At 40.6% G+C, this 23,176-nt stretch carries 33 protein-coding genes and 1 pseudogene; 12 read left to right on the top strand and 22 right to left on the bottom strand.

All coding sequences use genetic code 11. The features are described from left to right. The 4 genes from ACOCD9_RS15285 to ACOCD9_RS15270 all read left to right on the top strand — a co-directional run. Positions 1 to 258, top strand: a 258-nt coding sequence (locus ACOCD9_RS15285; protein ID WP_419547894.1) for a hypothetical protein, incomplete at its 5' end; no start/stop codon positions are given. A 109-nt stretch (positions 259 to 367) separates the two neighbouring features. Then, positions 368 to 937, top strand: a complete 570-nt coding sequence (locus tag ACOCD9_RS15280; protein ID WP_190381540.1) for a Uma2 family endonuclease — start codon at positions 368 to 370, stop codon at positions 935 to 937. A gap of 31 nt (positions 938 to 968) precedes the next feature. Continuing rightward, the gene (locus ACOCD9_RS15275; protein ID WP_353737359.1) at positions 969 to 1,181 is read left to right on the top strand and encodes a hypothetical protein; all 213 of its coding nucleotides are present in this window, start codon (positions 969 to 971) and stop codon (positions 1,179 to 1,181) included. 2 nt (positions 1,182 to 1,183) lie between these two features. Then, complete coding sequence (locus tag ACOCD9_RS15270; protein ID WP_287702145.1) at positions 1,184 to 1,471, top strand: type II toxin-antitoxin system YafQ family toxin; 288 nt, start codon at positions 1,184 to 1,186, stop codon at positions 1,469 to 1,471. A gap of 72 nt (positions 1,472 to 1,543) precedes the next feature. Here ACOCD9_RS15270 and ACOCD9_RS15265 read toward each other — a convergent pair whose 3' ends face one another. From ACOCD9_RS15265 to ACOCD9_RS15250, 4 genes and pseudogenes are all read right to left on the bottom strand, one after another. Then, on the bottom strand, positions 1,544 to 2,914 hold the full coding sequence (locus ACOCD9_RS15265) for an ATPase (protein WP_419547893.1): 1,371 nt from the start codon (positions 2,912 to 2,914) through the stop codon (positions 1,544 to 1,546). A 246-nt stretch (positions 2,915 to 3,160) separates the two neighbouring features. Beyond that, positions 3,161 to 3,301 (bottom strand): annotated as a pseudogene (locus ACOCD9_RS15260) (DNA-binding protein); the annotation flags it as partial. Beyond that, complete coding sequence (locus tag ACOCD9_RS15255; RefSeq protein ID WP_002761103.1) at positions 3,288 to 3,560, bottom strand: hypothetical protein; 273 nt, start codon at positions 3,558 to 3,560, stop codon at positions 3,288 to 3,290. The gene ACOCD9_RS15255 and the pseudogene ACOCD9_RS15260, both read right to left, overlap by 14 nt. A 100-nt stretch (positions 3,561 to 3,660) precedes the next feature. Beyond that, the gene (locus tag ACOCD9_RS15250; protein WP_419547892.1) at positions 3,661 to 4,086 is read right to left on the bottom strand and encodes a DUF29 family protein; all 426 of its coding nucleotides are present in this window, start codon (positions 4,084 to 4,086) and stop codon (positions 3,661 to 3,663) included. Positions 4,087 to 4,377: 291 nt separating this feature from the next. Here ACOCD9_RS15250 and ACOCD9_RS15245 point away from each other — a divergent pair, with 291 nt between their 5' ends. Then, positions 4,378 to 5,553, top strand: a complete 1,176-nt coding sequence (locus ACOCD9_RS15245) for a PEP-CTERM sorting domain-containing protein (protein WP_287702124.1) — start codon at positions 4,378 to 4,380, stop codon at positions 5,551 to 5,553. Positions 5,554 to 5,718: 165 nt separating this feature from the next. Further along, positions 5,719 to 6,033 carry a DUF433 domain-containing protein gene (locus ACOCD9_RS15240; RefSeq protein ID WP_287702126.1) on the top strand — a complete coding sequence of 105 codons (315 nt, stop codon included), beginning with the start codon at positions 5,719 to 5,721 and terminating at the stop codon, positions 6,031 to 6,033. A gap of 119 nt (positions 6,034 to 6,152) precedes the next feature. Here ACOCD9_RS15240 and larC read toward each other — a convergent pair whose 3' ends face one another. Beyond that, complete coding sequence (larC, locus tag ACOCD9_RS15235) at positions 6,153 to 7,409, bottom strand: nickel pincer cofactor biosynthesis protein LarC (protein WP_419547891.1); 1,257 nt, start codon at positions 7,407 to 7,409, stop codon at positions 6,153 to 6,155. Here larC and ACOCD9_RS15230 point away from each other — a divergent pair. Then, entirely contained in the window at positions 7,386 to 8,027 is a 642-nt protein-coding gene (locus ACOCD9_RS15230; protein WP_419547890.1) for an L-threonylcarbamoyladenylate synthase, read from the top strand. The genes larC and ACOCD9_RS15230 overlap by 24 nt on opposite strands. Before the next feature lie 262 nt (positions 8,028 to 8,289). Beyond that, positions 8,290 to 8,700, top strand: a complete 411-nt coding sequence (locus tag ACOCD9_RS15225) for an Hsp20/alpha crystallin family protein (protein ID WP_287702132.1) — start codon at positions 8,290 to 8,292, stop codon at positions 8,698 to 8,700. 58 nt (positions 8,701 to 8,758) lie between these two features. Here ACOCD9_RS15225 and hpf read toward each other — a convergent pair whose 3' ends face one another. Continuing rightward, the gene (gene hpf / locus ACOCD9_RS15220) at positions 8,759 to 9,358 is read right to left on the bottom strand and encodes a ribosome hibernation-promoting factor, HPF/YfiA family (protein ID WP_419547889.1); all 600 of its coding nucleotides are present in this window, start codon (positions 9,356 to 9,358) and stop codon (positions 8,759 to 8,761) included. A gap of 473 nt (positions 9,359 to 9,831) precedes the next feature. Here hpf and ACOCD9_RS15215 point away from each other — a divergent pair, with 473 nt between their 5' ends. Next, on the top strand, positions 9,832 to 10,050 hold the full coding sequence (locus tag ACOCD9_RS15215) for a hypothetical protein (RefSeq protein WP_272016178.1): 219 nt from the start codon (positions 9,832 to 9,834) through the stop codon (positions 10,048 to 10,050). A gap of 55 nt (positions 10,051 to 10,105) precedes the next feature. Here ACOCD9_RS15215 and ACOCD9_RS15210 read toward each other — a convergent pair whose 3' ends face one another. Continuing rightward, positions 10,106 to 12,976, bottom strand: coding sequence for a PatA/PatG family cyanobactin maturation protease (locus ACOCD9_RS15210; protein WP_419547888.1), 2,871 nt, complete (start codon positions 12,974 to 12,976; stop codon positions 10,106 to 10,108). A gap of 68 nt (positions 12,977 to 13,044) precedes the next feature. On the opposite strand from ACOCD9_RS15210, the gene ACOCD9_RS15205 reads away from it, so the two are divergent. Continuing rightward, positions 13,045 to 13,836, top strand: coding sequence for a Uma2 family endonuclease (locus ACOCD9_RS15205; protein WP_419547887.1), 792 nt, complete (start codon positions 13,045 to 13,047; stop codon positions 13,834 to 13,836). Positions 13,837 to 13,846: 10 nt separating this feature from the next. On the opposite strand, the gene ACOCD9_RS15200 is transcribed toward ACOCD9_RS15205, so the two are convergent. From ACOCD9_RS15200 to ACOCD9_RS15140, 13 genes are all read right to left on the bottom strand, one after another. Beyond that, entirely contained in the window at positions 13,847 to 14,074 is a 228-nt protein-coding gene (locus tag ACOCD9_RS15200) for a cyanobactin biosynthesis PatC/TenC/TruC family protein (protein ID WP_052278192.1), read from the bottom strand. 46 nt (positions 14,075 to 14,120) lie between these two features. Next, the gene (locus ACOCD9_RS15195; RefSeq protein ID WP_002753002.1) at positions 14,121 to 14,378 is read right to left on the bottom strand and encodes a cyanobactin biosynthesis system PatB/AcyB/McaB family protein; all 258 of its coding nucleotides are present in this window, start codon (positions 14,376 to 14,378) and stop codon (positions 14,121 to 14,123) included. Between the two features lie 80 nt (positions 14,379 to 14,458). After that, complete coding sequence (locus ACOCD9_RS15190) at positions 14,459 to 16,402, bottom strand: S8 family peptidase (protein WP_419547886.1); 1,944 nt, start codon at positions 16,400 to 16,402, stop codon at positions 14,459 to 14,461. 31 nt (positions 16,403 to 16,433) lie between these two features. Continuing rightward, positions 16,434 to 17,003 (bottom strand): Uma2 family endonuclease, encoded by a 570-nt coding sequence (locus tag ACOCD9_RS15185; protein ID WP_287667698.1) that lies wholly within the window; start codon positions 17,001 to 17,003, stop codon positions 16,434 to 16,436. Between the two features lie 35 nt (positions 17,004 to 17,038). Next, entirely contained in the window at positions 17,039 to 17,485 is a 447-nt protein-coding gene (locus ACOCD9_RS15180) for a DUF29 domain-containing protein (protein WP_002802545.1), read from the bottom strand. Positions 17,486 to 17,527: 42 nt separating this feature from the next. Then, positions 17,528 to 18,196 (bottom strand): Uma2 family endonuclease, encoded by a 669-nt coding sequence (locus tag ACOCD9_RS15175; protein ID WP_149977548.1) that lies wholly within the window; start codon positions 18,194 to 18,196, stop codon positions 17,528 to 17,530. Between the two features lie 73 nt (positions 18,197 to 18,269). After that, a complete protein-coding gene (locus ACOCD9_RS15170) occupies positions 18,270 to 19,166 on the bottom strand; it encodes a DUF5838 family protein (protein WP_419547885.1) in 897 nt (298 codons plus the stop codon). 33 nt (positions 19,167 to 19,199) lie between these two features. Then, positions 19,200 to 19,643, bottom strand: coding sequence for an HNH endonuclease (locus tag ACOCD9_RS15165; RefSeq protein WP_002802537.1), 444 nt, complete (start codon positions 19,641 to 19,643; stop codon positions 19,200 to 19,202). Beyond that, entirely contained in the window at positions 19,640 to 20,032 is a 393-nt protein-coding gene (locus ACOCD9_RS15160; protein WP_002802535.1) for a hypothetical protein, read from the bottom strand. Before ACOCD9_RS15160 ends, ACOCD9_RS15165 begins: the two co-directional genes overlap by 4 nt. Before the next feature lie 342 nt (positions 20,033 to 20,374). Next, positions 20,375 to 20,521 (bottom strand): anacyclamide/piricyclamide family prenylated cyclic peptide, encoded by a 147-nt coding sequence (locus ACOCD9_RS15155; RefSeq protein ID WP_002802533.1) that lies wholly within the window; start codon positions 20,519 to 20,521, stop codon positions 20,375 to 20,377. 204 nt (positions 20,522 to 20,725) lie between these two features. Further along, complete coding sequence (locus tag ACOCD9_RS15150) at positions 20,726 to 21,022, bottom strand: type II toxin-antitoxin system RelE/ParE family toxin (protein WP_149978883.1); 297 nt, start codon at positions 21,020 to 21,022, stop codon at positions 20,726 to 20,728. After that, positions 21,022 to 21,306, bottom strand: coding sequence for a ribbon-helix-helix domain-containing protein (locus ACOCD9_RS15145; RefSeq protein WP_008206077.1), 285 nt, complete (start codon positions 21,304 to 21,306; stop codon positions 21,022 to 21,024). The genes ACOCD9_RS15150 and ACOCD9_RS15145 overlap by 1 nt, the downstream gene beginning before the upstream one ends. A 291-nt stretch (positions 21,307 to 21,597) precedes the next feature. Then, on the bottom strand, positions 21,598 to 21,783 hold the full coding sequence (locus ACOCD9_RS15140; RefSeq protein ID WP_149977550.1) for an anacyclamide/piricyclamide family prenylated cyclic peptide: 186 nt from the start codon (positions 21,781 to 21,783) through the stop codon (positions 21,598 to 21,600). Between the two features lie 359 nt (positions 21,784 to 22,142). Here ACOCD9_RS15140 and ACOCD9_RS15135 point away from each other — a divergent pair, with 359 nt between their 5' ends. Together ACOCD9_RS15135 and ACOCD9_RS15130 are read left to right on the top strand one after the other, a co-directional pair. Further along, positions 22,143 to 22,328, top strand: a complete 186-nt coding sequence (locus tag ACOCD9_RS15135) for a type II toxin-antitoxin system HicA family toxin (protein ID WP_039900533.1) — start codon at positions 22,143 to 22,145, stop codon at positions 22,326 to 22,328. After that, positions 22,315 to 22,548 (top strand): type II toxin-antitoxin system HicB family antitoxin, encoded by a 234-nt coding sequence (locus tag ACOCD9_RS15130; RefSeq protein WP_419547884.1) that lies wholly within the window; start codon positions 22,315 to 22,317, stop codon positions 22,546 to 22,548. Before ACOCD9_RS15135 ends, ACOCD9_RS15130 begins: the two co-directional genes overlap by 14 nt. 47 nt (positions 22,549 to 22,595) lie before the next feature. On the opposite strand, the gene ACOCD9_RS15125 is transcribed toward ACOCD9_RS15130, so the two are convergent. Both ACOCD9_RS15125 and ACOCD9_RS15120 read right to left on the bottom strand, forming a co-directional pair. Next, positions 22,596 to 22,772 carry a hypothetical protein gene (locus tag ACOCD9_RS15125; RefSeq protein WP_008206083.1) on the bottom strand — a complete coding sequence of 59 codons (177 nt, stop codon included), beginning with the start codon at positions 22,770 to 22,772 and terminating at the stop codon, positions 22,596 to 22,598. Positions 22,773 to 22,784: 12 nt separating this feature from the next. Beyond that, positions 22,785 to 22,928, bottom strand: a complete 144-nt coding sequence (locus ACOCD9_RS15120; protein ID WP_255348762.1) for an Rpn family recombination-promoting nuclease/putative transposase — start codon at positions 22,926 to 22,928, stop codon at positions 22,785 to 22,787. Positions 22,929 to 23,176: the final 248 nt, after the last annotated feature.

The raw sequence follows: 23,176 nt of genomic DNA, 5'->3' as shown, positions 1-23,176 counted from the left end.
GGTGCTTGGCCGGTAATCGGTATCTGGTTTACGGCAATGGGTGTTAGCACCATGGCGTTTAACCTCAACGGTTTCAACTTCAACCAGTCGATTCTCGATTCTCAAGGTCGTGTAATCGGTACCTGGGCCGATGTGCTGAATCGCGCTGGTATCGGGATGGAAGTAATGCACGAGCGCAACGCTCACAACTTCCCCTTAGACTTAGCTAGTGGTGAACAGGCTCCTGTAGCTCTGACCGCTCCTGCTATCAATGGTTAATTCCTAGTCTGAACGAAAAGGCACTCCCGCGAGGGGGTGCTTTTTTGTTGTTAGAATTGGGGAACAATGAAAAACGCTGCAAAATGCTTATTCTCAAACAATCATTATTATGACCGCTCTCACTGGAAAATATACTCTTAGTCAATATTTTGAGCAGGAAATACAATCCCAAACTCGTCATGAATATCTGGATGGAAAAATTATTGCTATGACAGGAGGGACACCGACTCATAATCGCATTATTAGTAATTTATTAGTGGCTTTATATACTGGACTAAAGAATCAACCCTATGCCGTTTTTGTCACCGATCAGCGTTTATGGATACCTGAGCGTCAAATAGCCACCTATCCTGATATTATGGTAGTTTCTGAACCTCTTATTTATCAAGAAGGACGCAAAGATACTTTAATTAATCCTGTTTTAATCGCTGAGGTTTTGTCTGCTTCAACGGCAAATTACGACAGAGAAGAAAAGTTTGCCGCTTATCGAACCATTGCAACTTTTCAGGAATATTTATTGATTTCTCAGGAAAAATGTTATATTGAACATTTTCAAAAGGAAGGCGATCTTTGGTTGTTTACAGCTTATGAATCTGATAGGATAATTCATTTAAACTCTTTGGGAATTCAGATAGTGATCGCAGATGTTTACCATAAAATCATCTTGGAAAATAATTAAAATATAAGGAAAATAGTTAAGAGGTAAAATGATGACTTTGCCAGAAATGATCAAATCTTTTGAGAATTTATCAGAGGATGAACAGGAGTCATTGTTAGAGATTTTGTGTCAATATAGAGCCAAAGCAAGAGAAAGAGAAAGAGAAATTTTAGCTAATTTTAAGGAAGTGAAAGAGGCGATCGCTACTGGAACGGCCAGAAGGGGAACCGTAGAAGATTTGATTGCCGATTTGAATGAGGATTAACAATAGATCTAATATGGAGTGATGGGTTTAAGCGTTCGTTTAAGAAGCTAATCAAGAAAAATCCCCAGTTAAAACCTAAAATTTTGGATGTACTTAGAAAACTGGCAGAAGACCCATTTACACTGTCTTTAAAAACCCATAAGTTAAGTGGTAATTTAGAAGGGTTATGGTCTTGTACTGTAGATTACGATTGTCGAATTATTTTTAGTTTTTCGGAAGATGGAGAATATTTAGAAGTTATCATCTTGTTAATTGATATTGGTAGTCACGATCAGGTGTATAGAAAATAGGATAGACTGGAAAGCGATCCTGCGGGTTTCTGCGTTGCGGTACACATATATTTATAATAAGATAAATTTTTCCTAATCGTTAGGATTTCTTTTAAGATAAGATTTAAACACAGGATTAATAGGAAAATAGGACGAGGTTTCTGATGGTAATTTATCCAGTAAACAGCGTCTAATTAATGACTGAATAGTTGCCCAAAATTCAGAAGTAGATAAGTCAAGATTAGCAGTTTTGGGAAACTTTTCTACCGCTTCAGTTTGATTAGCTAACCAGTGTATCACCTTTTTTTCTGTTGCGGATAAACGCTGTAAATGACATTCGATCGAGTCTTCTATATCTCCTAAATAAATTTCATTGTTCATTTGTTCTAAAAATAAGGATACTTCTCCATCAAATAGCTCAATAATAGTTGAGGAGATGATATTTAACCAGTTAGGATGACCTTGATAAAGTTCCCTCAGTTCCGTCCATTTATCCTCATTTTTTAAACCGTATTCTTTGAATATTTCTTCAAATTCTGTTGTTAAACCTTGCAGGTATAAAGTTTTAATTTTATCGGATTTTAAGGTGACAAAATCTCTGGGAAGTTCCCAACTAATTAAAATCCAACAACTTTGATGAGATGTGGTAGCAATTTGCTGAAAAAATTTATGATAATCCTGACAGTCGGGTAAATATTTACCTGCTAATTCCCCCAGTTTAAAAATATTCTGCACATCATCAAGAATAATTAAACAACGATAGGAGCTTAGATAATCTATTATATCGGGTAAGGGGGTTGATAGAGATTGGCTGAAAAACTGTTTTAGATCATCCTTGAGAGCGATTAATTGAGGAATATTTTCCAGACTGCGGTAAATAATATAATCAAATTGTGGGGCAATTTCTGAAATTAATTTAAGGTTTAAAGCTGTTTTTCCAATTCCACTTAACCCATAAATGGTAATTAATCGAGTTTTATTATCTAGCCATTCTTTTAAGGTTGATATTTCTAACTTACGTCCATAGTTATACCTTAATTCAGGAGCTTTTGTTAGGTCAATTATGGGGAATTGATGACCATTATCTGGAAAATTTGAAGACTTTTTTAAGTTGTTTTCTGAATAGGGGTTATTTTCTCTACAGATGTTTATATGGTTATTGCCGATATTATTACAATGATAGTTAACAAAGTGATAAATAGTAGATGAAGCTTTATTTTCTAAAATAGAACGAACATTAGACTTTTTTATATCTTCTTCAAAAACATCTGATAACAGTTGCCATAACTTCCATGCTTCTTTTTTTATATGGTCATAACTGCGCTGATTATTTTCGGCAATTTTTTCATAATCTTGATGTTCCCAAATACCCTGTAAGATGGATTCTTGCAATGAATCAAGATGTTTACCGGTTTTCTCTAATACCTGTTTATCTGTCCATTCTAAAAGGGGTTGAATATCCATATAAGTAAGCGATAGAACATTTGTATTGCTGGTTGGGATAAGGGAACATATTTTAGTTTTCTCGTTTTTTTATCAGACTAATAATCATTTTACTTTACTCTTGCAAAATATCAACTATTATTTTATCTCTTTTTGCTCACCTCATCCTATCCGTCCAGATAGGAGAAGATAAGTTTCTAATTTATGAATTGAACCCTGCGCTATATTTAAAAATCTGACATATTCGCTACGGACTACTACGGACTGATGACAACTTTCTGTTAAAACACACCAAGTTGTAATTAGGGGTTGAGAAGAATACTGTGCTAAGGTTTGCTGTGCTATTAGATGATATTGATCTTTATTGTTAAATAAAGCCACCCAGAACCCAGTATCAACGATGATCATATTTAGCTTTTAATCCTTCTTTGAGAACGGATTTATAATTAGTAGAAAGGTCTGATTCTGCACTAATACAACCGATTAATCCAGATTCTTTTAAAATGTCTAGGGTACTTTGAGCTTCAGGGTTTATTTTTGCTGCAATCTCTGGCTTTTTTGCTAAAGAATAGCGTTTTTTTAATAACTCAATAAAATCAATCAGTAAGTTTTGTGCTTCTTCAGGTAATTGGTTAATATCTTGTTGAATTTGTTCTAAGTTAATCATTAATTTTCCTCTGTTAAGGTTTTTAAATAGGCTGCTAATCTTTAAGCGACTGTTTCTGACATTTAACCCTCCTGATTTGTTTCCAACTGTCACCTGTTACTTAATCGATTAATATTAATGCCAATGCTTGATTAATAATTTTATTTTTATCAATCATAGCTTCAATTTCTTCGGGTTGATATATACCCTCAAAAGCTTCTAATGCCGCTTGTCTTAAAGCGGAAGAATAAGCATCATCTAAGGTTTCTTTTAATTCTTCTATTGTTAGATAGTTTCCTCCAGTTTTACGTCGTTGATTAATGCGTTGAATCTGTCGAACAGAATTAGAAATAGAGGTTTCCCATGAGCGGGTACTGCGGTTTTCTGCTTGCTGTTTAATCAGATGTAATAGGACAATAATACTAAAGCTAAAAATCTTATTGAGCTTATCATCTTTGCTCATTTCTGTCATTTCCTCTACCAAAATCAAGGCATCGGGAACATTGCCAGCTAGTAATAGATTTTTTAACTCTAATAATTCTTCCATTTTTTGCCTTTTTTTACTGATTAACCTCTTAATTTAGTAATTTGTTCTTTACATTAGATATTGTTAAAGTTGGAAAAACAAGCGAAAATTTTTGCCTGTTCTCTTGCCTTATTAACGAAAATTTAGCCTTGTTTCATGAGCCTTGCCCTCCTTTTTGTCACTAAATCCCACTTTATCCCACAAAAATTATTGTATCAGAAAATCCAAAATGGCCACAAATTCCCACAGACAAAACCAAAGTGAACATCTAGATTGTAAGAATCACTTAGTTTTTTGGAGTCTTATCAGGTTATGAACAAGATACTAGCTAATTGTATCAGCTTAGGGATCGGATTGGGTGCGATCGGGGTAGCTTTCCCCGCACAAGCCGCCTCTTTTCAGGGGTTAGGGTTCTCGCCAGGGGGAGATCCTGCTACCACTTTCAGCCGTGCTTTTGGAGTATCGGCAGATGGGTCTGTTGTTGTTGGTATAAGTTTTGGTGGGGCATTCCGTTGGACACAAGCAACGGGGATGGTCGGACTAGGGGACTTGCTCGCTGGTGGTTTCTCTAGCTCTGCCAATGGCGTATCAGCAGATGGATCTGTTGTTGTTGGTTACGGATCTGGAGCTAATGGTATTGAGGCATTCCGTTGGACACAAGGCACGGGGATGGTCGGACTAGGAGACCTACCGGGGGATATTTTCGAGAGCATTGCTTTTGGGGTATCAGCAGATGGGTCTGTTGTGATTGGTCGTAGCCGTGGCGCTAATGGTTTTGAGGCATTCCGTTGGACACAAGCAACGGGGATGGTGGGACTGGGGGATTTACCGGGAGGGAATTTCGGTAGTAGTGCTTCTGGCGTATCAGCAGATGGGTCTGTTGTGGTTGGTCAAGCCAATAGTCCTAGTTTAGCATTAGTAGGTCAGGCATTCCGTTGGACACAATTAACGGGGATGGTGGGACTAGGGGATTTACAGGGGGGTAGTTTCGGTAGCAGTGCTTCTGGAGTATCGGCGGATGGGTCTGTTGTGGTTGGTTACGGCAATAGTGCTAATGGTATTGAGGCATTCCGTTGGACACAAGCAACGGGGATGGTAGGACTGGGGGACTTACCTGGGGGGAGTTTCAATAGCTTTGCTACTGGAGTATCAGGGGATGGGTCTGTTGTGGTTGGTATCGGCAATGCGGGTAATTCTAGCATTGGTGAGACATTTATCTGGAATAGTAGCCAAGGGATGCGGAGCCTACAAGCGGTTTTAACGAATGATTATGGTTTAAATTTAACCGGTTGGACTTTGAGGGAGGCGACTGGAATTTCCGCGGATGGATTGTCTATCGTGGGTTTTGGAACTAACCCTAATGGTTTGACTGAAGCTTGGATCGCTCGTTTAAATCCGCAAAATAATCCATCTGTACCGGAGCCTAGTTCTATATTAGGGTTAGGGCTGTTTTCTTTGGTGGGTTTTTTAATTAAGAAACGGTCATAATCTAACCTAACTTTGATGAGAAAGTCCATAAATTCCCTATTTTTAGCATTTCAATCAGTTAGCGTCTAAATCATTAGATAAAAGGGCATCCTCGAAAGGGGGGCTTTTTTGTTGTTCGGATGTATCGATCGAGCTACAATAAAAGGGAATTCTTTAGGCGAAAATATGGCTACAGGCATCGATATTAGCGAATTTATTGTTGCTAGTCCGGATATTTGTAATTCCCGTCCCCGGATCGCGGGAACTAGAATCACGATTCAAAGTTTAGTCATGGATCATAAAACGGGAATGAGTGCCGAAGCGATCGCTAGGGAGTATCCTCAGTTAAATAAGAGTGGTTCACTTAGCCTATCGTATGCAAATTGGGGGGTCGGTAGTTCTGCTTTAGATACAGCCATCTATCAAAGGGGTGACTTAATTGGAGTCGTTCAAGATAACACCAGTATTGCGTTAACCAGTTATTACTTTCAATTTGTTTAGCATCGCCTCGTAGGTTGGTTTCTATAAAGAAAACGAGTTTCTTTAAGAAACCCGTTTTCTTTAGTCGCTAATGCTTACTCCTAAATTGCTCGACAAAACATAATAAATATCCTCTTTATTCAGTCAGAAGTATTTTCTTGCCAAACAGCTAAGGCCATTTGATGAACAAATCGCCAAGGTAGATGATGCTGACGGGCAATTGCGGCACAATCTTCGTATTCTGGTTGTACGGTAATCGGTTGATTAATTGACTCTTTGTAGGCAACTTTTAGCCGAATTTGTCCATAGACAGTATTGATCAATTGTATCTCTCTTTTTAAGATCGATCGCTCTTGAATTGTCCTTCTAATGCCTAAAGTTGTGGTTTCCTGAAATATCATATTTTCGCAAATAGCAATTTTATCCAAGCCACAAATTACTGTCAAAAGTATCCCCAAACGAGATTTTTTCATAGTAATTGCTTGACTAAATACATCCAAAGCCCCCGCTTGTAATAAAGTCTCGCTTAAATAGGAGATCGCTTGCGGATTTAAGTCATCAATTTGAGTTTCTAAAACTGCCACAGTTTCAACTTCATCTAGCTTTTCTGGTGTTTTTTTCCCTAACCAAAGCCGGACAAGATTGGGAATCGGTAAATCTTTTGTCCCTGCTCCTAAACCGACCTTTTCTAACTGCATTTTCGGCGGTTTACCGAAACTTTTAGCTAAAGTTGTCACAATAGCTGCCCCCGTGGGTGTTACCAACTCCGCTTCGATGCCATTACTATAAATTGTGACTTGTCGCTGACTGAACAATTGTACTACTGCTGGCACGGGAACCGGTAAACGACCATGGGCGGCCTGAACTGTACCGCCGCCGGTGGGTAGAGAAGAACAGTATAATTCACTCACCGATAGCCAGTCCAAACCCAAACAAGTCCCGACGATATCAATAATGGCATCGGTTGCCCCGACTTCGTGAAAATGCACCTTTTCCGGTGCGATCCCGTGAACAGCCCCTTCTGCGATCGCAAGTTGTTGAAAAACCGCTAAACTCCATTCTTGGACTTTCTGGGGTAAATTTGCCTGTTTAATTAAACTTTCAATCTCCGGTAAATGGCGAGCGGGGGTATGATGGTGATGGTGGTGATGATCAGCGGACTTCTCGGCAGTGACATCGACGTGAATCTTAGTGGCAATTTGACCGCGACGATGCACTTTTTCCTCCCTTAACTGATATTCCTCCTCAATTCCTAAAGTTTTTAGTTGTGCAATCAGGTATTCTAAGGGGACTCCTAAATCTACTAATGCCCCTAAACACATATCCCCGGCGATTCCCGTGGGACAATCCCAATAGGCGACGATTTTGCTATCATGGCTACTATTTACTCTCTCCATCCGGAAAATCCCCAACAACGTTCTATCCAAGAAATCTGTCATGCCCTGAAAAATGGGGCAATTATGCTTTATCCTACCGATACCGTCTATGCGATCGGTTGCGATCTCAATGTGAAATCCGCCGTCGAACGAGTTCGCCAAATCAAGCAACTATCTAATGATAAACCCTTGACGTTTCTCTGTTCTTCTTTGTCGAATATTTCTGAGTACGCAGTGGTCAGCGATTATGCCTATAAAATTATGCGACGAGTTATACCCGGTCCCTACACTTTTCTCTTACCGGCGACTAAATTAGTGCCGAAAGTGGTGATGAATCCGAAGCGGAAAACCACCGGTATCCGGGTTCCCGATCACCTTATCTGTCGCACTATTCTCGAAACCCTAGAAAATCCCATTATCTCTAGTTCTGCTCATCTTCCCGATCAGGAGGGGGATTTTCCCACCAAGGGATTAGAATCCGCTAGGTTATTCGATGCCCTCGATCATATAGTTGATTTAATTATCGAAGATGGTTCGGCTCCCGGTTCGGAAGTGTCAACAATTGTTGATTTTACCAGCGATCAACCGGATATCGTGCGTCAAGGTTTGGGTTGGCCAGAATTACAACAATGGTTATAACGAAGGCAGGAGACAGGGGGCAAAAGGCAAAAGGCAAAAGGCAAAAGGCAAAAGGCAAAAGGCAAAAGGCAGCTTTGTTCTCCCCACACCCCACACCCCACTTCCCCACTTCCCCACAACTTCCCACTGATAACTGATAACTGATAACTGTATCGGTTATTGCGACTTTTTATTTCCTGAAAACCGCCTTGTGGAAGTCAAGTTAGTTGCTTAAGATGGAGATAATCGCAGTCAGAGAAACCTTCTCAAGGAAATTATTACTATGGCTTTCACTCTTTATTCTCCCTTCCTAGAAATTAATTCTGTCCAACGTCAAATCGATCAACTTTTTCAAGAAGTATTACCGACAAATTCATTGGTATCTCGTCCCCCGGTGGAAATCTCTGTTAACGAGGATTCCGTGGAATTAAAAATCGAATTACCCGGTGTGGATATTAAAGATATCGATGTGGAGGTTAGCAAGCAAATGGTGTCTATTAATGGGCAACGTCAACGCCCTGCCGAGGTAAAAAACAGCGAATTTTATTATGGTAAATTTAGTCGCTTGATCACCCTACCAGTGGAGGTGCAAAATAGCCAAGTTACCGCTAACTATCAAGACGGTATTCTTTATCTCACCCTCCCAAAAGCGGTGGCAGAAAAAAATAAAGTGGTGAAAGTTAATCTTGGTTAGATGAGAAAAAGACTGGAGAATTTCTCCAGTCTTTAGTTTTATTTGTGGTCGCTAACTGTTAATGGGGTTCTTTGCCATTTGCGTTAACGGGACGGGGCTGAATAACACCAAAACCGCCGTGATTGCGTTGATAGATAACGTTGATTTCGTTCGTGTCTTTGTTGCAGAACATAAAGAAATCGTGATCGACTAATTGCAATTGTGTTAGCGCTTCCTCAATAGTCATCGGTGGCATAGCAAAGTATTTCATCCGCACTACTTCCGCAGGTAATTCGGGAGTGCGATCACCGATTAGGCTATCATCTAAGGGTTTCTCTTGCACCACCTCGCTAGTTTTAACGGTGGCGTTGGTGCGATGATCCACTAATCTTTCTTTATACTTGCGGAGTTGACGAGCGATTTTATCAGAAACTAAATCAATACTTGCGTATAAATTTTCGCTTCCTTCTTGAGCGCGAATCACTGTTCCATTAGCATAAACCGTTACTTCCGCTTTGTGGCGATCGGGAATGCGTGCATTCTTTTCCACGGAGAGGTGAACATCGACTTTTGTGGTCATGCCGTTAAAATGTTTCACCGCTTTCTCCAGCTTTTGTTCCACATAATCATGAATAGCTTCGGTGACAGCGATATTATTGCCCTGAATCAATAGCTTCATACTCACTACTCCATCTAAAAATTTTGCTATAGACCGTCCACATCAACTATTTTTAAGGGATGTTGATGCTAGGAATTTAATCCTCAAAAATCTGCTCGATCGCGCTGTTGTTAGAGGTCACAGTCTAGATATTGTCGGTGTTCTCTTTCTCTTTTTTTTGTCGGATCGTGCGGAAAATTCATCGGGTCGAGCGCCTATTTGCAACTGGATTTATCTACCTCTATTCTAACAAGTTTCTGCAAAGCTTTTCTTAACAGAAGTGCGAAGTTCTGTTAACTTTTATTTAAAGAAACCGATTTTGGCCGCCAGCAAGGGAATCCGGTGATTGTTTCTCCTGTGCGACGGTTAACATCCGAATAGATGGGATATCCTTAGATTAGCACTTAGTATTCTCCCCGACATATATATCTTCCCTTCTTTTAATCTTCCTTTGCGCTCTTTTACATTTCTTAAATATTTTGACAAATCTCGCAATGAATGCTCAAAAAATACCTCGTCCCTGTGGGCTAAAAATTTGGGCAATTACTCCCTATGCTCTCGTGGCAACAGCGATCGCTGGTGGGGCGAGAATTGCTAATCCCAACTTACCCGATATCCTGTTACTACTGGAACATCCCCCGTTTACACCCTCGGTGCTGGCTCAGATGTTAAGTTTGTTAAATTTAATCTTGACAAATTTCCAGCACAGCTAATAGCGATCGCTTATTGCTTTTTTCAATATTGGTAACTTGATCCTAAGCGAAAACCTCACTTAGAAACAGCCCAAGAGCGCACTTCTCCTAAGGTTACTGGAGTGCGATCGCTGACATCAATGGTAAAGCGAAAAACTCGTTTAGCGCGCAGACCATTTTCGGGATCGAAGAATTTTAATTTCACATCCCAACATTCACTACCATAGCGACAAAAGGGACTTTTTTCCACTTCAATGCTGTGTAATTCCATTCCCAGCGCCACTGCTTGGGAGAAGGTTTGTACGGCTTGAAAAGCGTTAGTAGCCGCAAAATTTAAAGCTCGATCCCGGGCGATTTGTCCGACATTGCGTAAGTCATAATAAATGCGATTCAAGAAACTGGTCAGAGAACGCCGCATCCTCGCTTCATCGGCGATTTCATGTTCTGTACTAACAGTTTCTATGGCTGATTCAATCAAAGTATTAATTTTCCAGCCATACATTCCTCGCGGACTATTAACCTTGATGACGGGAACAATTTGACCAGAAAACAGTTTGACTGTTTCCTCAGTCAGGATACCGGGAATACTCACCCTTTCGACATAATCTTCGTCGGATTCTGGTAATATTTGACCCGCCAACATATATTGCATGACTTGATAAACATCGGCAGCGAAAGCTCCCACGGGTTTAATGGCATAGATGGGGTTTAGTTCTAAATTGACTGTCCAAATTAAAGACTTAGTTTCTGATAGATTACTTTCTAAATAATCTACCATTTGCCGCGCATCGTAGGGATTGGATGGTAATTCAAGATTATCGATTGTGATGGTTGGCATTAATTGTTTAAAGGTGTCCCGACGCGCTTCTGTGCCGAAATCATAACCTAAAGTTCCTAACACATAAACGAGGTTTGACCGTTGACTAGGAGTAATGCTTGCTTGACTAGCATTGATCAAGTTTGCAGAAACAGGAGTTGTGACAGCGATATTTGATGATACTTGATTAAGATTTGTGTTTCCACTAACCAGATGGGAATTGAGTTTTATTTCAGATTCCTTGACTAAGGGCTTTTTAAGCTGTTCTAGGTTTTCAATTGCTTGTAATTCTCTTAAAAGAACTTTGGCTGTAGCCGGTCTTTTTTCGGGATCAAGGGCAATTGTCGCTGCAATTAAATTTTTAATGGGTAGTGGTGCATCAAGTTTTTGTAGTGCAGCTAAAACATCTTCATAATTAGACAATTCAACATCAGTTAAACAATCTAACACTAAAATGCCAAAGGCAAACACATCTCTATCATAGCTGTTTAGCCCATTACCCGGTTCAGGAGGAACATAAATACCTCGCCCAGGTTTCAACAGAGAGACTAAGGTAATATTACTATTATCGTTATTGTCAATTTTCGTGGAAACGTTAAAATCAGCAAGCTTGACATTACTTTGATTGTCAATAAGAATATTTGTCGGATGAATGTCTCTGTGGATATAGTGATGACGGTGACAAAATTCCAGACCTTCAAGAATCGGTAAGGCAATATTTATATAAAAGTCATGCCAATCTTTATAGGGATAAACTTGAAGATAATCTTCTAAATTCCAGTCCATCCATTCAAGCACCAAAAACTCATTATCTGTATGTTCATCAACACCATAATCAAGCAGTTTGATAATTCTAGGATGTTTTAACTCTGTGAGAGCTTGTATTTCTCTCTTTAAGGCTTCATTTGCCATCTCCTTACTCAAGGATTTGAAAAAAGTTTTATTACCAGTTGCTAGTTGTTCCTCCAGATTTAGTTGATATACCTTAATAGCAAGATTTACGCCGGGGTTAGTTGCATCAACAGCTTTATAGATTTTAAAACTTCCCGTTGCTATAGGTTGTGGATCTAAAATGTATTTGCCACTGAGTATAGGTGAGGTGATGGCGTTTTCTGTTATTGAACTGGGTAAGCTTGATAATTTTTGTCCGGTAATTAATTCGTAAGCACCCGCAATATTGATTTTTCCTAATAAACAGCGTTCTGGTTCTTCTACTTCATTAGGATCGCAGGGGATGGCACTATTAATCAAGGCGGCTCTTACTGCTTCTGCATCGGGAGATAAACCCTGTTCTAATTGTAAACTCATCAATAAAGCGGCTGTTCCTGTCACAATGGGAGCCGCGCAGCTAGTCCCTTTTTTGCGGATGGGGTCATCGGTTCCGGGTTGAGCGCCTAAAATATTCTCTCCTGGAGCGAGAATCCCTTGAGTTGCATATTTACCACCAAAATTACTAAATTTAAATGGCTCGCCTGTATCTTTCATTGCTCCTACTGTCAGGACATTTTCCAATACCGCAGGAACGCACCAACACTCTCCTTTATCATTACCTCCGGGGGCAATCACTAGGATATTATTAGCTTGAGCCTGACGAATTGCTTTATCAATAAATTCGTGAGCTAATCCGCTTTGAGTTGGGTGACAAGCGGCACAATGGATAATATTAACTCCCTGTTCAATCGCGGTACTAATTGCTCGGGAAAGATTGAGGGGATTAATAAAATCTTCGTTGCTATAGGCGATGGGAATATTAATTACAGTAGCGTTAGGAGCAATCCCTTCTACTGGTGAATCTGGCTGTCCACAAATGGTGCTGATAATATGGTTAGCATGGAAGCGTAAATGCAAACTTGCAAGGATGTTTTCATCAGGGATAGCTTCTTGCAACAGATCCTCTTTTTCTTCATCACTTTTGCCACTTTTTTCTACATCTAAAAAGGCTTGTAAGTATTGCGGATCGATGGGAGATTCTTCCGACCAATAGGGATCAAGGCGGGTAATATTTGCTCCTTGAAAGCAGGCGCGGTCTAAGTCAATCGGTCCATCAAGAACGGCGATTTTGATGCGGGGATCGCCTTTGGTATGGGAGCGAAGAGCAGTCATTCCGGGGATAGCATTGAGATCAGGCATAGTTTTTGCAGGTTTTCAAGAACAGTTATAGAATAAAAGCTAGATAACAATAAATAGGGGAATTAAAGATGAGTTCAATGACCCCAACGGCACAACCCTCAACCACAATTCAGGAACCTTCGACCACGGTTTATTGCGATTCCCCTTTACCCGATCACACCCAACTCCCTGATAAAGATGGAAGTTTTGTGAAAAACTATCAAGAGCCTCCCCAAGCAGACCTTTTAACGGATACTATTACACCCCTTTTAGAACAATTACATCCTGACGGTAATTACTGTCTGGGTCGAGATTGTGGGATTTATTGGCGATTGCCAGAGTATCCAGAATCCCTAGAAAAGGGTGCTGTTGCTCCCGATTGGTTTTATGTTCCCCATGTCCCCACAACCATTGATGGTCAAGTCCGGCGTTCCTTCGTGATGTGGAAAGAAACCATTGAACCGGTCATTGCCTTAGAATTTGTCTCAGGTAATGGTGAAGAAGAACGGGATAAAACGCCTGTTAAGGGTAAATTTTGGATCTATGAGCGAGCGATTCAGATTCCTTTTTATGGAATTTATGAAGTTAACAAGGCCCAGATCGAGATGTATCAGTTGGTGAATGGTCGTTACCAAAAAATGACTCCTAATCAGCGCGGTCATTATCCCATTGTTCCTTTAAAGGTAGAGTTAGGAATTTGGCAGGGGGAATACCAAAATCAATCCTTTCCCTGGCTTCGCTGGTGGGATGGGGAAGGTAACTTGTTGTTAACTTCCCAGGAATCTACTCAACAGGAACGACAACGAGCCGAACAGGAACGACAACGAGCCGATCGCCTAGCGGAACAGTTAAGGGCCTTGGGGATAGAACCTGAAGATTAATGGAAAGTGTTTAACACCAAATTCGACCCCGACGAAACGGCGGATCATTGGGATTCGCCTTGCGATCTTTGAACATGGTTTTCCAGCGTCCGTAATCTTCTAAACCAGTGGCGGGAACGTATTTAGCTTTAGGTTGAGTTGTTTCTGGTTGCTCAATCTTGGGTTTTTCCGTGGTTGGTTGGTCAACATTCGCAGCAGCGGGTGTTGATTCTGGCGCACCTTTAGGTTTACTAGCCATTGTTTGATTTCCTCCAGTGTTTTTTACTAGGTTTTAGAAGTCGATACTAATAACGAAAACCGCCAAAAGAGGACATTTTCAGATAGCCATAGTGAGGGTATTGAAACTGAGCCGGATCATTGTAGTTAGCTCCATGAACTAACTTAACTAAGATAGATACCAAGTCTTCGCCATCTCCATGAACAATATCGACGCATTCATGGGGATGAATAAAATGGGGTCGTTTGACGGGAGCAGATTGTTTGGGAAGTCTCACGGTTGTTTTGGGGTAAATAATGGGGGTAGGGGCGAAGCATTCGGGCATAACCTATCGCTGAAACCTTAGATTTCCTATCCGAATGCTTCGCCTGTACTTGAAGTCAGAAGTCAGCGCAGGGGAGAGGACTAATTAGGAGAAGACCAGGAACGAACTTCGCCCAAGGTGACGGGAATTAAGTCACTCACATCTATTGTAAACCGGAATACTTTACGAGCGCGACGGCTATTTTCCGGGTCGAAGAATTTTAACTGTACGTCCCAGCAATCGCTATCCAGCCGACAGAAAGGACTCTTAGAAACGTTAATACTGTCGAGTTCCATCCCCGCACCCACAGCCTCAGAGAAGGTTTGCGCTGCTTGGAAAGCATTGGTCGCGGCAAAATTGAGGGCGCGGTCTTGGGAAGTTTGCCCTAAATTGCGTAAATCGTAGTAGATGCGATTAAGGAAACTACTCAAAGTGCGGCGCATTTGGCTTTCTTGGGCTTCTGTTTGTTCTGCACCAACGGCTTCGATTGCCGCACTGACTAAAGTGTTAACGTGCCAACCATAAATTCCCCGAGGGCTATCTGGTTCAATGACGGGAACAACTTGTCCCGAAAACAGGCGTACTGTTCGCCCAGTAATCCGTCCCGGAATACTGACCCGCTGGATATATTCGGGGCTGTCTTCTGCTTGCACTTGTCCCGAAAGAAGTTCCTGTAAAGCGGCATAAACTTCGCGGGAAAAAGAGCCAAGAGGTTCAATGGCGTAAACTGGGGTAAGTTCCAGGTTCAGAGTCCAAATTAAGGATTTAGCTTCCGAGAGGTTGTCAGCTAAGTAATCCACAATTTGACGGGCATCGTAGGGATTAGAGGGAACTTCAATACCACCAATTACCGCTGTCGGCATCAGTTGTTTAAATGTGTCCCGACGGGCTTCGGAGCCGAAGTCATAGCCCAAGGTGCCAATGGCATAGACGATGCCACCAGCAGGTTCAGCAGCTTGGCTAGGGGTGACGGGTTTATTGGTAGTTTCGGGCATGGATACTCCTTGAGAGGTGATGACAGGGTTGGGAATTGGGGCGACGGGGATTACCGGTGCGCTAGTTGCGGCACTCAGTTCGAGTTTTTGGCGTTCAGCCTCAGGGGTTTCGGGCGTACCACCGCAGCCACAGCCCGATGCTTCTACTGTTGCTTGGGTTTCCACAGATTCGGACATGGTTTCTCCTGTTAGTTGTTTAATTGCCCCAGAAATGTTCAACAATCCGGCTAAACATTTTGGTTCATTTTCACTGTCTGCATATTGGCAGGGGAGGGCGCTTTTTAGTATTGCCTCCCGGACAGCGTGAGGATTGGGGGTTTCTCCCCGCTGCACCTGCAAGCTGAGTAATAAGGCGGCTACTCCGGCCACAATGGGCGCGGCGAAGCTGGTCCCACTCAGTTGCACAGTCCCGCCCCCTGGTTTTGCCCCTAAGATGTTTTCTCCAGGAGCAAGGATGCCTTGGCTTTGGTAGGTTTCCCCCCAATTACTAAAGTCGAGGGGATGCCCTCTAGCATCAACCGCACCCACCGCGAGGACGGCGGGAAGGGCTGCTGGAACTTGGAGGCATTCACAGCCATCATTGCCAGCAGCGGCAACGAGAAGAATATTTCTCTGGTTACACATCTCGACGGCACGAATTAGCCAGTCTTCGGCTTCTCCCATATCAGTGAGGGCCCCGCCGCTAATATTAATCACTTTTGCCCCATTTTCGGCGGCTTGTTCAATCGCCCTCGCTAAATCGAGTTGGGAGAGTTTACGGTTATCGTCGGAGAAGACGGGGACGAGTAGGCCTCGACACTGGGGGGCAATTCCTTCTATTTCTGTTTTAGGTTGTCCAAAGATGAGGCTGGCAATATGGGTTCCGTGGGTGGACATTTGCCCGGCGGTGGCTTGATGCTGGACGAGGGTGGGTAAACGGGTTAGGTCTGCCCCATTAAAGCAGGGATGGTCGGTATCAACTACACCATCGAGAATGGCGACGGTTATTTCTGCTGCGCCTTTGGTTTGTTTTTGTAGTTCTTTTAATCCCGGAATAGTTAAGACGTTCATCTTTTTTTAATTCTTGGTTTAACCGATAAAATTAATAATTAAATACATCACAAACCTTTAAGTTTAATTCTTTGAATCTGGCAGATTTTACTAGGTCATCATTGCTAAAATTACCAACCTGTGTGTAAGCATTTTCTCTTAATTCTAAGACTAAAAGAGTTTGAGTTTGAGGATCAACTATCCAGTATTCAGGAATCCCACAATCTTGATATTGGCTTCTTTTGGCGATGTAATCTCTCTCTCTTTGGATTTCCCCCGGACTAACCACTTCAATGACTAATAAGGGGGGTGCCATGGAAAGAAGAATCGTATTTCTCTGGGAGAGTAATTGAATATGTTCTTCTCGAATAATGGTTAGGTCAGGATAACGGTTTTTCGGTTCGCCTCTCACTTCTAATTCTAAACCATGTCCTCTGACTCTATCTGTTCCTAGCATCAAAGCAAAGACTAGAAAAAGACGATTAGCAATTTGAAAGTTAAGTCCTGATTCTGGTGGCATTTCTACCAATTCTCCGTTAAATAATTCATAAGATTCCTCTGAATTATCCTCATATTGTAGATATTCGGCAAAGGTTTGAAAGCGGGGTTTTGTGATTAACATAATTTCTTCATCTCTTTTTGTTGTTTAATTAATTTTTATGGCAACCAATCGCGATCTAGTAATTGTTCTAGTGAGTAAGGACATTGAGAGGGAAAAATCACAGTATTCGCTGTTTTGATTTTGACGAAACCTAACGCATCTTCATAAATATAGTTTAATTCTTCTTCTAAATAATTACGGAGATTAGCCGTCATTTTTCGCCTTAATTGAGTCCGAAAATTATAAATTTCTTCCTGCCAATTAATTGTATTATATTCTGTTTCTTTTGTCCAGTATTGCAGTAATAATAAATGGCGGATAACCTGTTCTAAAAGACTGGCTACTGCATTTTTCTTTTCTTTGCCCAAATCCTCTAATTCCTCGATTAAATGTTCTAAGTCTAGCTGTTGAAATTGATGATTTCTAAGCAAGCTAATGGTTTCTCCTAGCCATTGAGAGTCATCAAGCTCGTAGAGTTGTTTTAATTGATGAACACCTAGCATAATTGATTATCTCCGTCTTGATTTTGTTGAATTTAGATTACTCTAACTAGATTGATGTTTGAGCGTAGCTATTCCTAATTGCAAAACCTCTAAAACCTTGGCTAAGTCACCGGCTAGTAAAGCATCCCTATCTAACCATAATCCAGGGAAGATCTGGGAACAAATTATCCCTTCTGAGTTCGGTTCAAGTTTAATATATTCTTCATTTGTTAATCTAAACCAATCAAATTCTCCATCTTCAACTCGCCAGACTAGATATTCTTGCACTTGGTTACGGCGATAAACATTAAGTTTTTGATGTAAGTCAAGGGAGACGGTACTCGCTGCAATTTCGACGATTAACTCTGGCGCACCTTCGACATAACCATCCTCACTAATCGTTGATTGTCCACCATTTTTAATTCTTAATAGTGCATCGGGTTGAGGTTCATTGTCAGTATCAAGACGAACCGTACAATTATCACCTAATTGCAGATTGGGAGTAAAGGCTTTATACACACTTAGCCAACCTATAATATCAGCATGAGGTTCACCATGATTCGTAATTCTTAGGGGAGAAGCCATAATATAAACAATTCTTTCAATGAGTTCTGCTTTTTTTAGATTTGGCATAGCCTTATATCTACGCTCGAATTCACGACGAGTAAGCTTATCCCCATTTTCTAGGCGTGGAATGGTTAATTGAGGAGAAATTGTTGTAGTTGCTATCATCGATTGTCTCCATTAGCAGTTTTATCTTTTTGAGTATCTTGATATCAGGGAAGTTTTGTGGTTAACATAAAGTTTACTCCATTCCAAAATACTTATAATAGTAAAGTCTAACATTTTCAATTCTCGTTTTTTCTAATTCTTGTTGGGCTGTACCTACCCACATACTAGGTAGAATATCTTGATGCTGATAAAAGCTATGAACTCTTTGGGCGGTATCATTAAGCTTGAAGTAATTGGTTAAATCTTGACGATTTTTGAGACGGTAGTAAAGCACTGGGTTATTATTTGTTTTGGAAAAGCCAAAACCAAATAAGCTTGTTGCTTTAAGAGGTTCTAAAACAAATTTGGGAAGATGTCGCCATACTTTTTCTTGAGTTTCTGGTTTTAAAAAGTCTGTTTCTTCAACTTCAGGGTAAATTTCGATCGCACTACGGCCATCAAAATAGAAATCAAAGCCGACAATGGAAAGAAAATCTTGTACAGCTATTAAATCATCACTATCACTGGTTAACAATAATGCTTGGTTGATTTTTTCAGGATAATCTTTTAGCCTGATGTGCATTTTTAAACTAGAATCAGCAAGATTAGTCCTTAAATCAATACCCGTAGTGAAAACCGTGATTTTACTGAAATTAAAATTAAGTCCTAAGAACTGCTGTAATAAAGAATAGTCTAATTTAACACCAACTCGGGTTTCAACTTGCCGAAAAAAAGCTAAAGACTGCGCTAGATAGTTTTGCCATTCCTGGGCTTGATCTCTAAAAAAGAGCATAAACCGTGAGGCAATAAGTCTATCTAATTCTATCTTACAAGAGGCTTCAATAGTACAATCGCCCTCAACCCCCATCACGAAATCTTCAAACAGCCGTAGAGGATAAATCGGCTCAACATCGAAAGCTTGTTGATGGTTACGAATAAATTGTAGCCTTTGCTCTTTGAGGGAGCTTTTTTGAATGTCAGCAACTATCATAATGGCCAGTTTTTAGATTGTTAAAGGAATATTTTAGGTAAGGTGAGATTCCGTCTGCAAATTAGGTGGATGCCAACCAGCTTTAACCCAATTTTTACGCACAATAACAGCCAGATTACTATTTAATCTTAAAGCTACAATTGTTGCTCGACCACAAGCCGTTACTCCCATAATTTCCGTTCCTTCTTGAGTCCAAGTAAAATGTTCTTGCCATTTTTGAAGGCGAGGATTAAATAAGGAAACCAACACCTCAGATTTGGGATCAATAGCTTCAGTTTGAGTCCATTTATATTGATTACATAATTCACAAGCTAAACATAAATTATCTTCTGTATTAGCACCACCTTTAGCTAAAGGTTGGATATGATCAATTTGTAATCTCCCCATAATATAATCCTGGTGACTTAGGCAATATTCACAGCGATTTCCTGCCCGTTGTTTAACTTTTTGGCGTAAGGTTTCTGTGAGAAAACTCATGGTATTAAAGGCTCTCTCAAACCTCGTTTAACGGCTTCAGCTAAGGCTATTGACTTTCTTAATTGTCCCATTTGGTAAATTGAGATTAAAACTAATAATTCATAGCCTTCGGCTTCGGTTAAGCCCGTATTTTTTCCCTTAGCTTGTAACTCTCCTAAGCGTTGATTCTGAACAGCATCCATTTTTGAATTAGCTAATTCAATAACTTCGGAATCTAAAAGATGGGAAACTTCAAGATGATTGCCCACAGCTGAGAGATTATTAAAGGTAGGCAAAATGATTTCTAAGGTATCAATTAAAACCTCTGATAACTCTCGTTCTGTAGCCTTTCCTAAACATTGGGCTGATTCAAGTAAACTGACTGGTAAATTAATAGTAATCTGAGTCATTTGTGATGTATGAATAAGTAAATCTTACTTTAATCATAGCTCATCTAATTCTGTCAAAGGTACAAACCCAAGGAGAAGAACACCGCTATCCGATAACCCTGGGGAAGTAAGCTATTGGCACGGGTTCATCTCCCTGAACCTAAGTCTTCTAGCACTCGTAATTCAAGGAAAAGGGGAACCGAGAAGAGAAACAACCTCTGCTCCCCTGCTCCCTCTCTCCCCTGCTCCCTTGCTTAGGAATTAACTAGGATTGTACGTCAATTCCTTGAGGCTAACCGTGCGCCTTGGCAAGGAGAAAAAGACTTTTGACCTGATTTGAGGTTCGTGCTAGAATCAAGGGGACTACTCTGCGTCGTCTCCCGCAAAAGGCAACCTTAATCCCAAAAATTCAAAGTGGGGAGCGATCGCATTGCCATCACGAGAGACGGTAGCGGTATTTTCCCGTTGGACAGGAGCAGCGTTACGAGGGGTCAGTTTTTTGGTTTTCATGGGGTAAATGCTCCAATGATGTTAATTAATTTAATTAACCAGCCTTGACATCTTCTTGTCAATAGTTTTTTGTGAAGTTTTTGTGAAGTTTTTGTTGAGTTTTTGTTAAGTTTAGATCAGCTTAAATTTCCCGAAGCAAACTCCCACCCGATGCTACTGGGGAGCAGGGAAGAATGACACCCTTAGCTTGATGCGATCGCTTTCTTAATCAAGATCAAACATAGCATCTAAATCTCTATATCCACTAACTACTCTTGCGATTTCAATTCCGTTTTCAAGAGGGAAATAAAAGATTAGATAATCTTCTACAGGAAAACTTCGTAAACTAGGGATTAACTCATCGCGCCTACGTCCCAGATTGGGGAATTTAGCTAATTTTTTACAAGCCTGTTGGATTTTTTCTTTTAAAATTCTAGCAGCTTGCGGATTTTTCCCAGCCAAGTAACTATTAACTTGCTTTAAATCCAATCTAGCTGAGGGTGAGAAAATAATCTTTGACATTATTTCTGACTCATCGGGAAACCCTTAGCCTCTATTTGTTGTAAATCCTCTTCTAATTCTGAAAAAACCTCTTCGGCATTAATTCCTTCCTGTCGTCTTAATTCCTCAACGCCAATCATAACTTCCCGTTTCAATTCTTCAAATCTTCCTCGGTAAATTCTGTCTCTTTCTGCCAATAAACTCAATCCCTCTTGAATAACGGCTAAATCATCTTGATATTTTCCTGTTTTCATTTGTTGAGCAATCAAATCTTCTATTTCTGGTGTCAGTTGGATAGTGTTCATCGCTTCTCCTGATTACCTTTATATCATCCTAATCGAGTATTATAGCGCAGACTTTTTAGCATCTTATATTTTTAACAGATTTTCGGGTTTATCTCCCTGAATCTAAGTCTTCTAGCACCCGTGAGTCAAGGAAAAGGGGAACCGAGAAGAGAAACAACCTCTGCTCCCCTGCTCCCTCTCTCCCCTGACCCCTTGCTTCTCCACCGTCAATTACAAGGAAGCAACCGTGCGCCTTGGCAAGGAGAAAAAGACTTTTGACCTGATTTGAGGTTCGCGCTAGAATCGGGCAGATTACTCTGCGTCGTCTCCCGCAAACGGCAGTTCGTACCACTCTTTACAATTTCCCTCCCGATCCTCTTGCACACAAAAAGTTCCCCAATCAAGTTGAATGATCGCATTACCATCGCGAGAGACGGTAGCGGTATTTTTCCGTTGCACAGGAGCAGCATTGCGGGGTGTCAGTTTTTTGGTTTTCATGGGGTAAATCCTCCAATGATGTTAATTAATTTAATTAAGCGGCCTTGACATCTTCTCGTCAATAGTTTTCCGTGAAGTTTTTGTGAAGTTTTTGTGAAGTTTTGTTAAGTTTAGCTCTGATCAGCTTAAATTTCCGGAAGAAAATTCTCTGGTGAATCAAGGAAAAGGGGTACCCAGAAGATAAACAACCTCTGCTCCCCTGCTCCCCCTCTCCTCTGCTCCCGGTGCTTCTCCAGTAACCGCTCAATGCTCGAAATCTTTATATAATAAGAATTATACAAGACTTGTCACACCCCCCAGCAAATTACCTGATCGATCAAATCTTGACTGATGCCAAAAAAATCAGAGAATTGAAACAAATGCTCAAAAAAGCTGGATTTATTGATTTTCCGGGAAAAGGCAGTCACAACCATTGGTTACACCCTCTATATGCAGGGAAAATCACTCTCTCGGGAAAAGACGGAGCGGATGCTAAACGTTACCAAGAACAAGAAGTCAAAAATGCCATTGAAGAGGTCAGGAGAAAAGAAGATGAAAAAACTTAAATATAGAATAGTGATTCAGTGGTCTGATGAAGACAATTGTTATCTAGTTGGCTTACCCGAATTTCCAGGTCAAAAATGGCGAACTCATGGTAATACTTATGCTGAATCAGTGAAAAATGCTGAAGAAGTCCTAGAATCTCTGATGGAACTTTATCAGAAATTAGGAGAATCTTTACCTGAGCCTGAAATAAATAAAAAGAGAGAAATTTTGCAAAAATAAACCTTGATAAGGGAATTGATGATCATCGCATTGGTAGCCAAAAAGTTTTAATTGTTTTGATTGGCAATAAATTGACAAACAATCTCAAATTTTAGATTTAATTCCCGCGCAATTTGTTCTTCGTTAAGTCCCAACCTAATCAGAAGAGGAATTGTTTCAAGTTTTCCTTCTTCTTCAGCTTCTTGATAAAACTTGGTTTGTTTCCATTCAGTGAGATTAAACATAGCTTCTAACTCCTAGCGAATTTTCTGCGGAAATTTGTAGATAATAATCTTCTCGATTAACTCGATAACATTTCTTTGAGTATTAGGGTCAATAACCTGTTGGTGAGTTTGCTTAATCAGTGATTGAACTTGTTTTGGTGCTTTTTTGGCGCTGATGAGGATAAACTAGAGGATACTGATCCCAAGAGATGATAGATGGGATATCCTTAGATTAGCACTTAGTATTCTCCCCGACATATATATCTTCCCTTCTTTTAATTTTCCGGCTCTACCGAACCTGTCATGCAAAACTATCAACAACTCATGCTTGTAAAGCTTGTACAATAGGGCTTTGAGTTTTTGTTAGATTGATATTTATCAACTTTAGAGCATTGCTGGACAGAGAGGGAGCTTGGGGAATTTTC

It is taken from the genome of Microcystis sp. (assembly GCF_048564745.1).
GTDB lineage: Bacteria > Cyanobacteriota > Cyanobacteriia > Cyanobacteriales > Microcystaceae > Microcystis > Microcystis ichthyoblabe_A.
Note: the sequence above shows the minus strand (reverse complement) of the source record. Positions and strands in the feature narration are given on the sequence as shown.

Bases quoted from the DNA above. Each gene is read 5' to 3' on its own strand.
- ACOCD9_RS15200 (WP_052278192.1), bottom strand. From the start codon at position 14,074: ATGGCTAGTAAACCTAAAGGTGCGCCAGAATCAACACCCGCTGCTGCG.
- ACOCD9_RS15250 (WP_419547892.1), bottom strand. From the start codon at position 4,086: ATGGAAGAATTATTAGAGTTAAAAAATCTATTACTAGCTGGCAATGTT.
- ACOCD9_RS15125 (WP_008206083.1), bottom strand. From the start codon at position 22,772: ATGTTTAATCTCACTGAATGGAAACAAACCAAGTTTTATCAAGAAGCT.
- ACOCD9_RS15275 (WP_353737359.1), top strand. From the start codon at position 969: ATGACTTTGCCAGAAATGATCAAATCTTTTGAGAATTTATCAGAGGAT.
- ACOCD9_RS15205 (WP_419547887.1), top strand. From the start codon at position 13,045: ATGAGTTCAATGACCCCAACGGCACAACCCTCAACCACAATTCAGGAA.
- ACOCD9_RS15210 (WP_419547888.1), bottom strand. From the start codon at position 12,976: ATGCCTGATCTCAATGCTATCCCCGGAATGACTGCTCTTCGCTCCCAT.
- ACOCD9_RS15130 (WP_419547884.1), top strand. From the start codon at position 22,315: ATGAAAAAACTTAAATATAGAATAGTGATTCAGTGGTCTGATGAAGAC.
- ACOCD9_RS15185 (WP_287667698.1), bottom strand. From the start codon at position 17,003: ATGTTAATCACAAAACCCCGCTTTCAAACCTTTGCCGAATATCTACAA.
- ACOCD9_RS15280 (WP_190381540.1), top strand. From the start codon at position 368: ATGACCGCTCTCACTGGAAAATATACTCTTAGTCAATATTTTGAGCAG.
- ACOCD9_RS15145 (WP_008206077.1), bottom strand. From the start codon at position 21,306: ATGAACACTATCCAACTGACACCAGAAATAGAAGATTTGATTGCTCAA.
- ACOCD9_RS15195 (WP_002753002.1), bottom strand. From the start codon at position 14,378: ATGCCCGAATGCTTCGCCCCTACCCCCATTATTTACCCCAAAACAACC.
- ACOCD9_RS15255 (WP_002761103.1), bottom strand. From the start codon at position 3,560: ATGATTAACTTAGAACAAATTCAACAAGATATTAACCAATTACCTGAA.
- ACOCD9_RS15240 (WP_287702126.1), top strand. From the start codon at position 5,719: ATGGCTACAGGCATCGATATTAGCGAATTTATTGTTGCTAGTCCGGAT.
- ACOCD9_RS15190 (WP_419547886.1), bottom strand. From the start codon at position 16,402: ATGAACGTCTTAACTATTCCGGGATTAAAAGAACTACAAAAACAAACC.
- ACOCD9_RS15165 (WP_002802537.1), bottom strand. From the start codon at position 19,643: ATGAGTTTTCTCACAGAAACCTTACGCCAAAAAGTTAAACAACGGGCA.
- hpf (WP_419547889.1), bottom strand. From the start codon at position 9,358: ATGAAGCTATTGATTCAGGGCAATAATATCGCTGTCACCGAAGCTATT.
- ACOCD9_RS15140 (WP_149977550.1), bottom strand. From the start codon at position 21,783: ATGAAAACCAAAAAACTGACACCCCGCAATGCTGCTCCTGTGCAACGG.
- ACOCD9_RS15225 (WP_287702132.1), top strand. From the start codon at position 8,290: ATGGCTTTCACTCTTTATTCTCCCTTCCTAGAAATTAATTCTGTCCAA.
- ACOCD9_RS15170 (WP_419547885.1), bottom strand. From the start codon at position 19,166: ATGATAGTTGCTGACATTCAAAAAAGCTCCCTCAAAGAGCAAAGGCTA.
- ACOCD9_RS15245 (WP_287702124.1), top strand. From the start codon at position 4,378: ATGAACAAGATACTAGCTAATTGTATCAGCTTAGGGATCGGATTGGGT.
- ACOCD9_RS15150 (WP_149978883.1), bottom strand. From the start codon at position 21,022: ATGTCAAAGATTATTTTCTCACCCTCAGCTAGATTGGATTTAAAGCAA.
- ACOCD9_RS15265 (WP_419547893.1), bottom strand. From the start codon at position 2,914: ATGGATATTCAACCCCTTTTAGAATGGACAGATAAACAGGTATTAGAG.
- ACOCD9_RS15175 (WP_149977548.1), bottom strand. From the start codon at position 18,196: ATGATAGCAACTACAACAATTTCTCCTCAATTAACCATTCCACGCCTA.
- ACOCD9_RS15230 (WP_419547890.1), top strand. From the start codon at position 7,386: ATGGCTACTATTTACTCTCTCCATCCGGAAAATCCCCAACAACGTTCT.
- ACOCD9_RS15135 (WP_039900533.1), top strand. From the start codon at position 22,143: ATGCTCAAAAAAGCTGGATTTATTGATTTTCCGGGAAAAGGCAGTCAC.
- ACOCD9_RS15155 (WP_002802533.1), bottom strand. From the start codon at position 20,521: ATGAAAACCAAAAAACTGACCCCTCGTAACGCTGCTCCTGTCCAACGG.
- larC (WP_419547891.1), bottom strand. From the start codon at position 7,409: ATGGAGAGAGTAAATAGTAGCCATGATAGCAAAATCGTCGCCTATTGG.
- ACOCD9_RS15160 (WP_002802535.1), bottom strand. From the start codon at position 20,032: ATGACTCAGATTACTATTAATTTACCAGTCAGTTTACTTGAATCAGCC.
- ACOCD9_RS15180 (WP_002802545.1), bottom strand. From the start codon at position 17,485: ATGCTAGGTGTTCATCAATTAAAACAACTCTACGAGCTTGATGACTCT.
- ACOCD9_RS15215 (WP_272016178.1), top strand. From the start codon at position 9,832: ATGAATGCTCAAAAAATACCTCGTCCCTGTGGGCTAAAAATTTGGGCA.